The following is a 14,353-nucleotide window of genomic DNA, read 5'->3' as shown; positions in this document are numbered from 1 at the left end:
TCATCCCTGGCCGCCGGCCTTGGCGAACGTGCCGGCCTTGGGAACGGCGTAGCCGATCGCGCACTGTCCGAGGCGGTTGCCCGCGTCCCAGGACTTCTGGTTCATGGGGGTCAGGTACACGCTGATGAGCGCGCCCCGCTCAGCGCCGATCATGGGAGCGAGCGTCGGCTCGCACGCGGTGCGCATCAGGTCCATCACCCCGAGGTCGCCGGGGAACGGCGCGGACGCCGCGCCCGGCAGGGTCACTTGGGAGACGATCTCCATGAAGTGGGGCGTCCCGCAGTCGACGACCCCGACGGGCTGGTCGGTCTGCACGTCGCCCCGGTGGTTGGAACACATGCCGGTCTTGAGGTCCTTGAAGGCCACCGGCGTGCCCTGGGGCAGGTCCTTGAAGGGGTCGGCCCCGGCCGGCGGGGTGGCCGGCCCTGACGGCCGGCCGGCATCCGAGGCCGCCGGCCCGTTCGGTTTGTCGTCCACGGTGGCGCATCCGGTCAGCGTCAGCAGACCGAGGGCCGCCGTCACCAGCGCGAGAGTTGAGGCACGACGCATGCTTGCTCGCCTTCGGTTGTGCGGGAACCCGCCGCCCCCTGTACAGGCCATTTGCTCCTGCACAGGGGACAGCGGGTCAGTCAACAGTCAGGATCAGCACTTGCGGGTACCGTAGTAGGTGTCCCACGTGTCGCCATCATCCCCGCCGTTGTTGTCGGCGTACCAGTCCACCAGGCCGTTGGCGTAGGCGCCGACGTAGTGGTTGCCGGTGCGGTGGCTGTGGCCGGAGGCCCAACTACCGGCCTCAGCACCCTTGTTGCCATTGATGTAGACCGAACCCCAGTCACACCGGGTGTCGGCCTGAGCCACCGTGGCACCCCCGCCGACGATCGCCAGGCTGCTCAGTACCGCAGCCGCCGCGCCCATGGCACCGATGCGTCGCATGTTCTTCATGGCCCCGCCCCTCATCGATTCGTGTTGCGTTGGTGATTTGCTTGATCAGCCTGCGACGCCCTCGCCATCAAGGTCAACGACGTTTAAAGGCGTGACTTGAAATCGCCGTTTCCGCGCTGCGGGGCGCTCACGGAGCAGGCGGTTCCGAACTCGCTCCGCGTTACCGCGGCGCGCATATACCGAGGAGAAATGCGCACGCGGCGTCCCGGGAGCTACGCGGTGTGAAGAGAGCTGCAAGAGAGAACAAACATTCCGCTCACCGCGGTCCGCGGGTTTGACGGAAACCTACCGGCAGGTACGAAACGGCTCGTCGATCAGATCCGGCCTGGGTGGCGTGGACTAGGCCTGCGGGCGGCCCTTCGGGCGGCGCAGGCCGGCCGCCGTGAGGCGGCGGACGAGTTCCTTGCTGCCGATCTCCACCGCGCCCGCGCCGACCGCGTCGGCGTAGCGGTGCGCGGGCACGTCGTAGTGGTCCCGCTCGAAGGCACGCGGCGGGCAGCCGATGGCCGCGGCGAAGGCGTGCAGCTCGTCGTACGAGACGTCGCTGACCAGGTGCGACCACATGCGGCCGTGGCCCGGCCAGGTCGGTGGGTCGATGTAGAGGGTCACCGGCGGCTCACCGCAGGCCGAAGACCGGGCCGAGGCCGCCGACCGCGGCCACTTTCACGCCCGCCTCCGAGCACACCCAGTGCGGGTCGGGTCCCAGCTCCGGTTCGACGTCCAGCGCGTGCGGATCGCCGTGGGTGCAGACCGGGCACAGCGGCCAGCGCCCGTACTTCTCCAACAGCGCGTCCTGTACGTCCTGGGCGACGAGCCCGGGAAGGTAGCCGACCCCCTCCGGCCACTGCTCCACCCACCACCGGCGGTGCGTGACCGAGTCCTCGACGAGGGAGACGACGTCGGCATCGGCGACCTGACCAGCGGCGAGATCGGCGAGCACAAGTGCACGGGCGACGTGCAGCGCCTGTTCCAGGGGGGTTGCGTGGTCCATGGGGCCATTGTGGACCTGCAAGGGCCCGCTGACGAAGGCCCTCTTCTCAAAGGCCGTATGGCGGATTGACCACCGCCCGGGCTGAAAATAACTTTCAGGAGTGAGCAGGAACACGAAGGAAACCTCCAGCCGGCCGCCCCAGCCGCCCCCGACGCACCAGCCGCCTCCGCCGCCGGTCCCGCCGGTTCCGGCCCCCTCCGCCCTCCGGGCCCGCGTGCGCAGCCTCGGCCCGTCCATGACCCGCTCCGTGCTGGCCGTCGCCGAAGCCGTCGCCTCCGACCCGGCCGGCTGCGCCCGGCTCACCGTCTCCGCCCTCGCCGAGCACACCGGCACCAGCGAGGCCACCGTCGTCCGCGCCGCACGCCTCCTCGGCTACTCCGGCTACCGCGACCTGCGCCTGGCCCTGGCCGCCCTCGCCGCCCAGCAGGAGTCCGGGGCCGCCCCCGCCCTCACCGTCGACATAGCCGTCGACGACCCCCTCGCCGACGTCGTCGCCAAGCTGGCACGCGAGGAGGCCCAGACCCTCGCCGACACCGCCGCGGGCCTCGACCTCGCTCAGCTGGCCGCCGCCGTCACCGCCCTCGCGACCGCCCGCCGCATCGACATCTACGGCGTCGGCGCCTCCGCCCTCGTCGGCCAGGACCTCGCCCAGAAGCTGCTGCGCATCGGCCTCGTCGCCCACGCCCACACCGACCCGCACCTGGCCGTCACGGGCGCCGTCCAGCTGCGCCCCGGCGACGTCGCCGTCGCGATCACCCACTCCGGCTCCACGGGCGACGTGATCGAGCCGCTGCGCGTCGCCTTCGAGCGCGGCGCCACCACCCTCGCCGTCACCGGCCGCCCGAACGCCCCCGTAGCCCACTACGCCGACCTCGTCCTGGCCACCTCCGCCGCCCGCGAGACCGAGCTGCGCCCGGCCGCCATGTCCAGCCGCACCAGCCAGCTGCTCGTCGTCGACTGCCTCTTCGTAGCCGTGGCCCAACAAACCTACGAAACCGCCGCCCCCGCCCTGTCCGCCACGTACGAAGCCCTGACCCACCGCCACACACCCCGCTAATCCAGCCCCGCCGGGCAAATCCAGCCCCGCCCAACCCAGCCCCGCCGGCGTTTGAGGCGCGGGGCCCGGGGCGGAGCCCCGAATCATTGACCCGCACCACACCCTCCAACCCCGCCCAACCCAGCCCCGCCCAACCCAGCCCCGCCGGCGTTTGAGGCGCGGGGCCCGGGGCGGAGCCCCGAATCTTTGACCCGCACCACACCCTCCAACCCCGCCCAATCCAACCCCGCCCAATCCAGCCCCGCCGGCGTTTGAGGCGCGGGGTCCGGGGCGGAGCCCCGATCTCTCACCCGCACAGCCACCCGCACAGCCACCCGCCAGGGAGCCGCCTGATGCCCGCGTACGAAGAACTCCGCGCTCAACTCGCCACGCTCACCACAGAGGCCTTCCGCCCCGACCTCGCCGAGATCGACCACCTCTCCACCCTCGACATCGCCCGCACCATGAACGCCGAGGACGCCACCGTCCCGGCCGCAGTCGCCGCCCAGCTCCCCCACATCGCCGCCGCGATCGACGCCATCGCGGAACGCATGGCCCGCGGCGGCCGACTGGTCTACGCCGGTGCCGGCACGGCCGGCCGGATGGGCGTCCTCGACGCCAGCGAGTGCCCGCCCACCTTCAACACCGACCCGGCCGACGTCGTCGGCCTGATCGCGGGCGGCCCCTCCGCCATGGTCAAGGCCGTCGAAGGCGCCGAGGACTCGAAGGAGTTGGCCGCGGAAGACCTCACCGCGCTGAAGATCGGGCCGGCCGACACCCTCGTCGGCATCTCCGCCTCCGGCCGCACCCCGTACGCGATCGGCGCCGTCGAGTTCGCCCGTACGCGCGGCGCGCTCACCGTCGGACTCTCCTGCAACGCCGGCTCCGCGCTCGCCGCGGCCGCCGACCACGGCATCGAGGTCGTCGTCGGACCCGAACTCCTCACCGGGTCCACCCGCCTGAAGGCCGGCACCGCGCAGAAGCTCGTCCTCAACCTCATCTCGACCATCACCATGATCCGCCTGGGCAAGACCTACGGAAACCTCATGGTCGACATGCGCTCCTCCAACGAGAAGCTGCGCGCCCGCGCCCGCCGCATCGTGTCGCTGGCCACCGGCGCGCCCGACGAGGAGATCGAGGCGGCGCTGGCCGCCACCGACGGCGAGGTCAAGAACGCGATCCTCGTCGTCCTCGGCGGGGTCGGCGGCCCCGAGGCCGCCGAGCTCCTCGCCGCCTCGCGGGGCCACCTCCGCGCGGCCCTCGCCAACACCCCCGCCCAGCCCCGCTGACGCCCCCTGCCCTCCCCCTCCCCCCTCTCCCCTCCCCCCACTACGGCAAGGCGACCCCACCATGTCCACGGATGACAAGAACAAGAACCGCGCCACAGCCGCCGCGATCCTTCCTCTGGTCGGCGGCCCGGACAACGTCACCTCGATCGCGCACTGCATGACCCGCCTGCGCATCTCCCTGCGCGACCGCTCGCTCGTCCAGGACGAGGCCCTCAGGGCGCTCCCGGCGGTCCTGGGCGTGGTCGAGGACCTGGGGGCAGCTCCCAGCGGTAGCTGGGGGAACTACCAGATCGTGCTGGGGCCGGGCACCGTCGCCCGCGTGACCCCCGAGTTCGAAGCACTGGTCGAGGAGGGCCGCTCGCCCGCCCGCACCCCTGCCCCCACCCCCACTCCCACCCCCCACACCATCACCGCAGCGCAACTACAGGCCCAGGGCGCGGCACTGAAGGAGGCTCAGAAGGCCCGCAACGCAACACCCGTCAAGTTGCTGCTGCGCCGGATCGCGAACATCTTCGTCCCCCTGATCCCCGCACTCATCGGCTGCGGCATCATCGCGGGCCTGAACGGCCTGCTGGCGAACCTGGGCTGGCTGCCCTCCGTCGTCCCGGCCCTCGCCGCGATCGCGTCCGGCTTCATGTCCCTGATCGCCGTGTTCGTCGGCTACAACACCGCCAAGGAGTTCGGCGGTACCCCGATCCTGGGCGGCGCGGTCGCCGCGATCATCGTCTTCCCGGGCGTCGCGAAGATCGCCGCCTTCGGGCAGGAACTGCGGCCCGGCCAGGGCGGCGTCCTCGGCGCGCTCGCCGCGGCCCTGCTCGCCGTGTACGTGGAGAAATGGTGCCGCAGGTGGGTCCCCGAGGCCCTGGACGTCCTGGTCACCCCCACCCTCACCGTCCTGATCTCGGGCCTGGTCACCCTCTTCGGCCTGATGTTCCTCGCGGGCGAGGCCTCGGCCGCCATCGGCACCTTCGCGGACGCGCTGCTGTCCACCGGCGGCGCCTTCGCCGGCCTGGTCCTCGGCGGCCTCTTCCTCCCGCTCGTCATGCTGGGCCTGCACCAGGCCCTGATCCCCATCCACACCACGCTCATCGAGCAGTCCGGCTACACCGTCCTGCTGCCCATCCTCGCCATGGCGGGCGCGGGCCAGGTCGGCGCCGCCATCGCCGTCTACTACCGGCTCCCCCGCAACCGCTCGCTGCGCACCACCATCAAGTCCGCGCTCCCGGCCGGTTTCCTGGGCGTCGGCGAACCGCTGATCTACGGCGTCTCCCTCCCCCTCGGCCGCCCGTTCGTCACCGCGTGCATCGGCGGTGCGGCCGGCGGCGCCTTCGTCGGCCTCTGCAACCAGTTGGGCGTCGCCTTCGGCTCCACTGCCATCGGCCCGTCGGGCTGGGCCCTGTTCCCCCTCCTGGACGGCCGGTCGAGCGCGGGCGTGACGATCGCGATCTACGCGGGCGGCCTCGCGGTCGCCTACCTGGTGGGCTTCGCCGCCACGTACTTCTTCGGCTTCACCACCCGCATGCTGACCGACCTCGACACCGGCCCGGACCCCACGCCGGCCCCGGCGACCGACCCCCCGAAGGAACCGGCCCTGGCCTGACCCGCACCCGGCGGGCCCCGCCCCACCAGCAGGCACCTGCGGCGCTTGCCCTCGACCTGCTCGAGGGCCTTAGCGTCGGCGGCCATGGCCTCCCTCGACACCGCCCGGCCCCTCTCGGCACGCCGCCCGGCCGCCCTTCCCCGCCCGTATCTCGTCTGGCTCGTCGGCACCCGTGCCTCGCTCCTCGGCGATGCCGTCCTGTACTTCGCGCTGGGCTGGGCGGCCAGTGCCCACGGCGGCGCGACGGGCGCTCTGGTCCTGACCGCCATCACCCTTCCGCGCACCCTGCTGCTGTTGCTGGGCGGCGCCGTCGCCGACCGGTTCGGCGCCCGCCGGATCACGATCACCGGGGACGCCGTGATGCTCACGGCCACGCTCGTACTGGCCCTCGCGAGCTGGCGCCTGGGAGCGTCCGTCTGGCTCCTCGTCGCCGTCGCCGCCGTGATCGGCACGGTCGACGCGTTCTACCTGCCGGCCACCGGGTCCATGCCGCGCCGTCTGGTCGGGAAGGAACAACTCCCGCGCGCGTTGGCCGTGCAGCAGGCCGGCGGCCAGATCGCCTCGCTGCTCGGGGCTCCGCTGGGCGCCGTACTCGTCGCGGCCGCCGGCCTGACCGGTGCGGCGTTCGCCGATGCCGCCACCTTCGCGATCGTCCTCGTCGTACTGGTCTGCGTCCGCCCGGCCCACGACGCCGAACGCTCCCCCCGCACGGAGGGTCTCCTGTCGGGGGCGGCCGACGGGGTACGGATCGCCGTGGCGGATCCGGTCCTGCGGCCCGCGCTGCTGCTGACGGCCGCCGCCGCGTGTTTCCTCCTGCCGGTGGTGTCCCTGCTGAACCCGCTCGTGGCACGCGAGCACGGCTGGAGCGCGGGCGTGGCCGGTCTGGTCGCCGGAGGTCAGAGCCTGGGGGTGATCGCCGTGGCACTGGTGGTCGCGCGACGGGGCACCCTGCGCCGGATCGGCGTGGGCGCGGCGTCGGGGCTGTGCGGTGCGGCGCTGGGCATCGCCGCGGTGGCCATGGCGGGGACGCCGGCCGTGGCGGTGGCCGGCGGGGTCGTCGCCGGTGCCGGCTCCGGGATGTTCGCCTGCCACATCGGCCCGCTGGTGCTGACCCACGCCCCGGGCACCCACCTTGCCAGGCTGCAGGCGCTGCTGGTGCTCGTCCAGAGCCTGGCGCTGGTGGTGGGCAACAACGCCCTCGGCGCCCTCGCCGACGCCCACGGCGCAACGACCGCCGCGGCAGTCTGCGCAACGGGCGCCTGCACCGCGGGAATCACAGCCCTCACCCTGAAACCCCTCCGCCGCCTGCGCCGCGAGTGACGTGGGCGCTGCGCGCATACGAGGCCACGCTCACCTTCGCGCTGTTCGAGGCCCGGCCAATCCAGCCCCGCCGGCGTTTGAGGCGCGGGGTCCGGGGCGGGGCCCCGTTCTTTCACCCGCACCGAACAACGGGCCCGGCAGGATGCCTTCATGATCAACGCCATACCCCCCGTGGTCCCGGCCGGCCACATGCGCGCACTCCCCCAGCCGACGTTCGCCCTGGCCGGCGGAATGCTCCTGCGCCCCTGGGCCGCCCCGCTCGACGCCCCCGCCCTCGTCGAGTCCTGCCACGACCCGGACATCCGGCACTGGAACCGGCCCGCCCTCCTCACCCTGCCCGAGGCCGAGGAGCGCATCACCCACTGGCACGCCCGCTGGCAGGCCGAGGAGGCCGCGATCTGGGCGATCGCCCCCGCCTCCGGCGCCCCGGCCGTCGGCCTGATCGGCCTGGGCGACCTCGATCTGCGCGGCGGCAGCGGCGAGATCCTCTACTGGCTGCTGCCCGCCGGCCGCGGCAACGGCGTCACGGCGAAGGCCACGGAGCGCGTCACCCGCTGGGCCTTCGACGACCTCGGCCTGCACCGCGTGCGCATCACCCACTCCGTGGCGAACCCGGCCTCCTGCGCCGTAGCGCTGAAGGCCGGGTTCCCCCTGGAGGGCACCATGCGCGGCGCCCTCCTCCACGCCGACGGCTGGCACGACGAGCACCTCCACGCCCGCCTGCGCACGGACGTCGCCCCATGATGCTCCCCGCGCACCGACCGATCCTGGCTACGGAACGGACCCCTGCGCCGGCAGCCCCCGTACGTCGATGGCGCGTTCCCCGATCTCGTCGGTGAGCGGAAGCCGGCCGAAGCCTCGGCGTAGTCCTCCGGGCATACGGACCGGATCGATCTGCCTGCCATCGAACCGCCGCGGGGGCCGAGCGGCCCGCTACGCTCCGACATCGACCGCTCCGCCGGCAGCCTTCCGCAGAAAGCGGGCCAGATCGTCCACTCCGTAGCCGAGCCTCGGTCCGCGCTCGGCCGCCATCAGCAGCAACTGCCCCACGATCTCGGCTCCCCAGCCGTCCGTACCGTCCTCGGACCACTCCCACAGCTTCTCGATGCCGAGTCCGGTCATGAGCAGCCCGTGCCCGGCCCGGATCTCGGCGCACAGCTCCGCGACCGCGTCCAGCAGCCGCTCCCCCGGCCGTTCGCACCGCAGCCCCAGGCACCCGCCGAAGTCCTCGACCGCGCACCCCTGGGGCGGGCTCGCCCGGAGCCCCTCGTAACCCGGATCGTCGAAGCCCGGATACCCGTCCACCGGGCAGTGCACCAGCGTGAACCGCTGCCACCCCGGACGCGGAGGGGGCTGCTGCGGACTGCCCGCCGTCGGCCCGAAGGCCCCGCGCGGTGCCAGCGCCGTCTCCAGGCCGCGCAGCTTCCAGCCGAGCTCGAACGCGAACTCCGCGGCGTCGATCGCCTCGCTCACGGGTGGGCCCTCTCGTGCAGTACGGCGGCCAGCCGGAGCGCGGTGTCCAGGTTGCAGCGACCCAGGTCGACGAGGGGCAGGCCGTAGGTACCGGCGGCGGAGACCCTTTCCACGTCGAGCGAGGGAAAGACCACCCCGACTCCGGTGAGCGCGTCCTTGAGCTGCCGCACGGCTTCCTCGGCCGCCAGGATGCGCTCGTGCGCCGTCATCACCATCACATGTCACCTTTCTACTCTGCGTGTTCACGTTCAGCACACAGAGTGGCGACGGGCTGGCTAGCCTTTCAAGGAAGCACCGAGAACAACCCCACCTGTTGGCCCGGGAGTCGCCATGGCAGGTAAGAACCTCGACCCCTCCTCCTCACCCCGCGCCCTGCTCGGCGCCGAACTCCGCGTGGCGCGCGAACGCGCCGGCAAGAGCCAGGCCGAGTTGGGCGAACCCCTCTTCGTCAGCGGCTCGTTCATCGGCCAGCTCGAAGCGGGCACGCGCCGCATGCACATCGAATTCGCGCGCCAGATAGACGAGATCCTCGACACGAACGGCTTCTTCGCCCGCAACTGCGGCGCGGCGGCCAAGTCCAAGTACCCGGACCACTTCGCGGCGGCGGCCGAGGCGGAGGCTCTGGCGACATCGATCCGGGAGTACGCGCCGCTGACTATCCCTGGACTGCTCCAGACCGAGGCGTACGCTCGCGCCGTCTTTCGCGCCTATCAGCCGACGGCGCCAGAGCAGGTGATCGAAGAACTGGTCACAAACCGCCTGGCCAGGGCCACGCTGCTGAGTGATCCAACAACCCCATTGTTGTGGTGTGTTTTCGGAGAGGCCGTGCTGCGCTGCGAGGTTGGGGGGCCAACCCTGATGGCAGAGGCACTGAGGCACATCACGGAACTGATCGCGGCGCACAGGATCATCGTCCAGGTGATCCCGTTTTGTGCGGGAGCCCACGCGGCCATGGGCGGTTCACTTCAGCTGCTGTCGTTCGAGGATGCTCCCACGCTCGCTTACGTTCAAGGCAACGGCACAGGCCAGCTGTTCGACGATCCCGCCACGGTCTCTCGTCACTTCCTGACCTACGATCTCCTCACGGCCGGTGCGCTGCCTCCCGCGCAATCGCTGGCCTTGATCGAGTCCGTAGCGGAGGGGTACGAACGTGAAGCTGCAGCCTGATTACGATCTGTCGGCGGCCGTCTGGCACAAGTCCAGCTACAGCGACGGCAGTGGCGGCAGCTGCGTGGAGATGGCCACCTGGCGCAAGTCCACCCACAGCGACGGCACCGGCGGCGACTGCCTCGAAGTCGCCGACGGCCACCCCGACCTCGTCCCCGTACGGGACTCCAAGCAGCCCGAAGGCCCGCACGTGGTGTTCCACGCGCGGGCCTGGGCCACCTTCGTCGCGACCCTCTGACGCTCAGAGACCGGCGCTGAACAACAGCATGTTCGGGCTGCTCTTGCTGACGCTCTTCAGGACGTCCTTGGTGGACTCGTCGTCCAGCCACTCGTTGAGCTCCGCCGGGGCCGCGGTCGGGTGTGCCTGCTTGTAGAGGGCGACGACACCGGCGACGTGCGGCGCGGCCATCGACGTTCCGTCGAGGGCCACGCTGCCGCCGCCGAGCTTCGCGGAGACGATGGCCGCGCCGGGGGCGTAGAGCGTGACGCACGTGCCCCAGTTGGAGAAGTCGGTCTCCTCGTCCCACTGGTTGGATGCGGCGACCGTCAGCACGCGAGCGGCGGACGCGGGCGAGACCATGCACGCGTCCTTCGCGGAGTTGCCCGCCGCGATGACCGGCAGCACGCCCGCATCGGACAGGGCGGTCGCGGCGTTGTTGACCGCGTCCGACCTGTCCCCGCCCAGGGAGCCGTTCAGGACGGCCGGCTGCTTGGCGTTCTTTGCCACCCAGTCCATGCCTGCGATGATCCCGGACCAGGTGCCCCTGCCGTCGCAGCCGAGGACGCGGACGCTGACGAGGTTCGCCTTGCGCGCCACCCCGTACGTCTTCCCCGCGACCGTGCCCGCGACGTGCGTGCCGTGGCCCTGGCAGTCCTGGCCGTTGCGGCCGTCACCGATCGCGTCGTAGCCGAAGGTGGCCCGGCTGGTGCCCTCCGGTGTGACGAACTCGGAGTGCTGGTAGTCGATGCCCGAGTCGAGGATGTACGCGGTCACCCCGGCGCCGTTGCCCTCGGTGGTGAAGCTGCTGTCCAGCGGCAGGTTCCGCTGGTCGATCCGGTCCTGACCCCAGGAGTTCGACGGGGCCCGCGTCGCACCCGGATCGGTCTGCGTCGGCACGGACTGGACCGAAGCGTCCTCCTCGACCGACTTCACGCCCAGGCTGTTGCGGACGAGCGTCAGCTCCAGCGAGGTCAGCGGCACCGCGAAACCGCTCATCGCCGACGAGTAGACGAACGACGGCTTCAGCTTCAGCTTCTGCGCGACCTTCGCCGCGTCCTGCCCCTTCTCCAGCGTCACGATGTACTTGCCGGGCACCGGGTTGGAGGACGTGAACAGCGGGGCCGGCGTCGGCTCCGGGGCCGCGGCGGAGGCCGTGCCGGCCGCGACCGGGGGGACGGTGAGGAGCGCGGCGGCGGCCAGACGTGCGAGCAGGCGCATGACAGGGACTCCCTGACGGGGTGGAAGGTCGGCATGGGTGAGCCGCCCCCCGTGACGACGAGCGTCTCTGCGGGGTGCGGCCTTCCGTTCCATCGGTGCCACCCCGAAGGGGCTTGAACCTCCGACCCCGCCTGGCCGATCGCCCGCCGGCCGCGTCAACACGGCGCGTCCGACACGCTGCAGGAAGGGTTAACCCCCTGCGCCGTCACCGCCGCGCCCCGGCCCGCACCGCCCGGGGCCACCGCAGCAAGATCACCCGTACGGCCCGCCCCCACACCAGGGAGCGCACGGCCGGTGCGCCGCCCGTGCCCCCGCCTCACCCCCGGTCCTCGTTGACCGGGCCGGCAGCGCGTGATGGCCTCACCCCATGCGCAACCGTCTGAGCCGAGCCCTGCCCGTGGCCGTCGCCCTGCTGGCCGCCGTCGCCGTCCTGCCCGTGTCCGCAGCCACCGCCGCCGCACCCGAACCCGCGACCCACACCGCCCCCGCCAACCCCACCGCCCTCGCCGACGAGGACGGGACGTACATCGTCACCCTGCAGAGGGACCTCGACCCGGTCGCGGTGGCCGACATGGTCGGGGCCACCCCGGTCCACGTCTTCGACACCGCGCTGCACGGCTTCAGCGCCCGCCTCTCCCCCGCCCAGGTCACGGCCCTGCGCGCGATGCCGGGGGTGGAGTCCATCGATGAGGACGGCGAAACCGCCGGCTTCGGGACCTTCTAGCGCGTCAGCGTCACCAGCCGAAGACCGGGTCGACGTCGAAGGTCGGCGGCAGGGTGTCGCTCCGGTCGAGGTTGACGAAGGCGTAACTGCCGGGCGGGCCCGGGAAGAACGCGAACCGTTTGCCCAGCGGCAGGTCGCGCAGGATCGTGGGCTCCTCGCGCTGGTTGCCGCGGTCCAGGCCGAGGCGGGTGAGGTGGGTCCACGGGTGGTCCGAGGTCACCACGGCGACCTCGTCCGCGCGCGTCCGTGCCAGTGCGCGGACGTGCGCGTCGCCGAAGCCCGCGTGCCAGACGCGGCGGCCGTCGGTGAGGGAGTACGCGGAGACCCCGTTCTTCTTGCCGTTCTTCACCGGGGTGACCAGCAGGTCTCCGGCCACCACCGGGGACGGCTCGGTCAGCAGGTCCTCCGTCCGGCTGGAGGCGAGGACGACGCCGCGCGGGCGGCCGTCGTCGCCGAACAGCAGGACCGCGTCGGTGCCGCGCGCGGCCGTCTCCGTCACGTGGACGGCGAGCGGCCGGGCGGACAGCACCCGGACCTCGCGCAGCCGGCTCGCCGTCGGCAGCGGGGTCTGCCAGGCCCCGGCGCCCGTCCGCGCGTCGACGGCCGAGATCCGGGCCGTCGTCGTCTCACCGCTGCACTGCTCCACGTACAGGGCCCGGTCCCCGGCGCCGTCGACGGCCTGGACCTCGCACTCGGCCGGGACCGGGACGCGCCAGCGCTCCTCGCCGCCGCGCAGGTCGAGGCCGACGAGGGCGCCCTCCTCCGCCACCACGGCGGTCGTGCCCGCGGCCGCGACGACCGTGTGCGCCCGGGACGGCTTGAGCTCCCGGTCCCACAGGCTGCGGCCCTCCGCCAGGTCCACGGCCTCGATCCGCGTTCCGCACCGGCCGCCGTCCTGGTACGCGACGAGGCCGATGTCCGACGGCGTGGTCCGGCTCAGCGCGCACACGGGGGTCTGCTCGGAGGCGGGCAGACGCCAGCCCTTGCGGCCCTCCCCGTTGTACGCGATCAGGCCGTCGGGCCGCGCCCGTACCAGCACACCGCCCCGCTCCGACGTCCACACGCCGATCGGCTGCGCCGCGGGCGGGACCGGGCTCTGCCACCCGAAGAGGTCCATCTGGGGGCCGCGCATCCACGTGTAGGCGCTCCAGCCGGGCCACAGCGCGACCAGGGCCAGGGTGATGGCCAGGGCCTGGGCGAAGGGGGAACGGCGGACGAGCGGCGCGTTCTTGATGCCCACCCACAGCAGCCCGGCGGCGGTGCCGAGGAGCGGGATGAGGACCGCCAGCCAGCCCATGCCGCGGGGGCAGTCCTGCCCGCTGCACACGTAGCGGGGGGTGTCGACGAACCACAGCTTCCAGAAGAGCACGCAGTACAGCAGCGTCACGGAGACGAGGACCGCGGTGAGGCCGAGCCACGCGACCTGGAAGAGCCGCCGCTTGGGCCGAAGCCGCAGTAAGAATGCCGGTGCGAATACCGATGCCGGTGCCGATGCCGGTCGTATGTCCATGATCCCCCCGGCCGCAGACTAACGGCCGGGCGGAACGCGGGACGAAGCGGCCCGGCCCCTCACCCCGGCCGCCGCTGCGCGGAGCCGTTCCCCCACCCCGCCCCTTCCCGAAACCGGGCTCCGCCCGGACCCGGTCCTCAAACGCCGGGCACGTCCAGCCCCGCCGGCGTTTGAGGCGTGGGGTCCGGGGCGGAGCCCCGTTCTTTCAGCCCCGCCGGCGATGGAGGCGCGGGTCCGGCAGGGCCCGGCTCCGCACGCCGCCCCGCGCCGCCTCGACGAAGGCGCGGATCAGCTCCGGCGACTTCACGCCGCGCGCCCGCTCCACCCCGCTGGACACGTCCACGCCCCAGGCGCCGGTCACCTCGACCGCCTCCCGCACGTTGCCCGGGTTCAGCCCGCCGGCCAGCAGCCACCGGCCCTCGGGGGCGGTGAAGTCCGCCGCGCCCCAGTTCCACGGCTTGCCGGAGCCGGGGTCGGGGGCGTCGAGCAGGAGCAGGTCCTCGCCGTATGCGCCGCAGCGCTCGACGTGCTCGGCGGTGGCCCGCAGCAGGGTCCGGCCCTCGGCGCGCAGCGCCGCGAAGTCCTCAGGCCCCTCCTCGCCGTGCAGCTGGACCCCCCGCACACCGCTCTCCTCGGCGAACCGGCGCACCTCCTCGACCGACTGCCCGCGGAACACCCCGACGGTCAGCACCCCGTCCGGCACCGCCGCGACGAGCGCCCGCGCCGTGGCGGCATCGACCGTACGGGGACTGCCGGGTGCGAACACGAACCCGACGGCATCGGCCCCGGCCGCCACGGCCACGTCGACGTCGTGCGCGGTCTTCAGGCCGCAGATCTTGACGAAGAGATCGCTCATGCGTCCA

Annotated in this window: 17 protein-coding genes; 8 read left to right on the top strand and 9 right to left on the bottom strand. The window is 72.7% G+C overall.

Annotation, left to right across the window (positions count from 1 at the left end):
• From OG534_RS20195 to OG534_RS20180, 4 genes are all read right to left on the bottom strand, one after another.
• Complete coding sequence (locus tag OG534_RS20195) at window positions 1-549, bottom strand: septum formation family protein (RefSeq protein WP_326589530.1); 549 nt, start codon at window positions 547-549, stop codon at window positions 1-3.
• A 93-nt stretch (window positions 550-642) separates the two neighbouring features.
• A complete protein-coding gene (locus OG534_RS20190) occupies window positions 643-942 on the bottom strand; it encodes a hypothetical protein (protein ID WP_326589529.1) in 300 nt (99 codons plus the stop codon).
• A gap of 339 nt (window positions 943-1,281) precedes the next feature.
• Window positions 1,282-1,551, bottom strand: coding sequence for a DUF4031 domain-containing protein (locus OG534_RS20185; protein WP_326589527.1), 270 nt, complete (start codon window positions 1,549-1,551; stop codon window positions 1,282-1,284).
• Between the two features lie 7 nt (window positions 1,552-1,558).
• Window positions 1,559-1,933 (bottom strand): hypothetical protein, encoded by a 375-nt coding sequence (locus OG534_RS20180; protein ID WP_326589526.1) that lies wholly within the window; start codon window positions 1,931-1,933, stop codon window positions 1,559-1,561.
• A 214-nt stretch (window positions 1,934-2,147) separates the two neighbouring features.
• On the opposite strand from OG534_RS20180, the gene OG534_RS20175 reads away from it, so the two are divergent.
• The 5 genes from OG534_RS20175 to OG534_RS20155 all read left to right on the top strand — a co-directional run bounded on the left by OG534_RS20175 (window position 2,148) and on the right by OG534_RS20155 (window position 7,922).
• Window positions 2,148-2,990 carry a MurR/RpiR family transcriptional regulator gene (locus tag OG534_RS20175; protein ID WP_326593722.1) on the top strand — a complete coding sequence of 281 codons (843 nt, stop codon included), beginning with the start codon at window positions 2,148-2,150 and terminating at the stop codon, window positions 2,988-2,990.
• Window positions 2,991-3,322: 332 nt separating this feature from the next.
• Entirely contained in the window at window positions 3,323-4,258 is a 936-nt protein-coding gene (murQ, locus tag OG534_RS20170; RefSeq protein ID WP_326589524.1) for an N-acetylmuramic acid 6-phosphate etherase, read from the top strand.
• 61 nt (window positions 4,259-4,319) lie between these two features.
• A complete protein-coding gene (locus OG534_RS20165) occupies window positions 4,320-5,858 on the top strand; it encodes a PTS transporter subunit EIIC (protein WP_326589523.1) in 1,539 nt (512 codons plus the stop codon).
• A gap of 84 nt (window positions 5,859-5,942) precedes the next feature.
• On the top strand, window positions 5,943-7,178 hold the full coding sequence (locus OG534_RS20160) for an MFS transporter (RefSeq protein WP_326589521.1): 1,236 nt from the start codon (window positions 5,943-5,945) through the stop codon (window positions 7,176-7,178).
• Between the two features lie 150 nt (window positions 7,179-7,328).
• On the top strand, window positions 7,329-7,922 hold the full coding sequence (locus OG534_RS20155) for a GNAT family N-acetyltransferase (protein ID WP_326589520.1): 594 nt from the start codon (window positions 7,329-7,331) through the stop codon (window positions 7,920-7,922).
• Window positions 7,923-8,111: 189 nt separating this feature from the next.
• On the opposite strand, the gene OG534_RS20150 is transcribed toward OG534_RS20155, so the two are convergent.
• Window positions 8,112-8,651: a hypothetical protein gene (locus OG534_RS20150; protein WP_326589519.1), complete on the bottom strand. Its 540-nt coding sequence runs from the start codon at window positions 8,649-8,651 to the stop codon at window positions 8,112-8,114.
• On the bottom strand, window positions 8,648-8,866 hold the full coding sequence (locus OG534_RS20145) for a hypothetical protein (RefSeq protein WP_326589517.1): 219 nt from the start codon (window positions 8,864-8,866) through the stop codon (window positions 8,648-8,650). The genes OG534_RS20150 and OG534_RS20145 overlap by 4 nt, the downstream gene beginning before the upstream one ends.
• A 115-nt stretch (window positions 8,867-8,981) precedes the next feature.
• Here OG534_RS20145 and OG534_RS20140 point away from each other — a divergent pair, with 115 nt between their 5' ends.
• Window positions 8,982-9,818 (top strand): helix-turn-helix domain-containing protein, encoded by an 837-nt coding sequence (locus tag OG534_RS20140; protein WP_326589516.1) that lies wholly within the window; start codon window positions 8,982-8,984, stop codon window positions 9,816-9,818.
• Window positions 9,802-10,056, top strand: a complete 255-nt coding sequence (locus OG534_RS20135) for a DUF397 domain-containing protein (RefSeq protein WP_326589515.1) — start codon at window positions 9,802-9,804, stop codon at window positions 10,054-10,056. The genes OG534_RS20140 and OG534_RS20135 overlap by 17 nt, the downstream gene beginning before the upstream one ends.
• 3 nt (window positions 10,057-10,059) lie before the next feature.
• Here the strand turns inward: OG534_RS20135 and OG534_RS20130 are convergent, their stop codons facing one another.
• The gene (locus OG534_RS20130) at window positions 10,060-11,256 is read right to left on the bottom strand and encodes a S8 family peptidase (RefSeq protein ID WP_326589514.1); all 1,197 of its coding nucleotides are present in this window, start codon (window positions 11,254-11,256) and stop codon (window positions 10,060-10,062) included.
• Window positions 11,257-11,623: 367 nt separating this feature from the next.
• On the opposite strand from OG534_RS20130, the gene OG534_RS20125 reads away from it, so the two are divergent.
• The gene (locus OG534_RS20125; RefSeq protein WP_326589513.1) at window positions 11,624-11,980 is read left to right on the top strand and encodes a protease inhibitor I9 family protein; all 357 of its coding nucleotides are present in this window, start codon (window positions 11,624-11,626) and stop codon (window positions 11,978-11,980) included.
• Window positions 11,981-11,990: 10 nt separating this feature from the next.
• On the opposite strand, the gene OG534_RS20120 is transcribed toward OG534_RS20125, so the two are convergent.
• Both OG534_RS20120 and OG534_RS20115 read right to left on the bottom strand, forming a co-directional pair.
• On the bottom strand, window positions 11,991-13,490 hold the full coding sequence (locus OG534_RS20120) for an outer membrane protein assembly factor BamB family protein (RefSeq protein WP_326589511.1): 1,500 nt from the start codon (window positions 13,488-13,490) through the stop codon (window positions 11,991-11,993).
• Window positions 13,491-13,695: 205 nt separating this feature from the next.
• The gene (locus OG534_RS20115; protein ID WP_326589509.1) at window positions 13,696-14,346 is read right to left on the bottom strand and encodes a phosphoribosylanthranilate isomerase; all 651 of its coding nucleotides are present in this window, start codon (window positions 14,344-14,346) and stop codon (window positions 13,696-13,698) included.
• Between the last annotated feature and the right edge of the window lie 7 nt (window positions 14,347-14,353).

The sequence above is a fragment of the Streptomyces sp. NBC_01294 genome, from assembly GCF_035917235.1.
GTDB lineage: Bacteria > Actinomycetota > Actinomycetes > Streptomycetales > Streptomycetaceae > Streptomyces > Streptomyces caledonius.
This window is presented reverse-complemented; position numbering and strand designations above follow the sequence as displayed.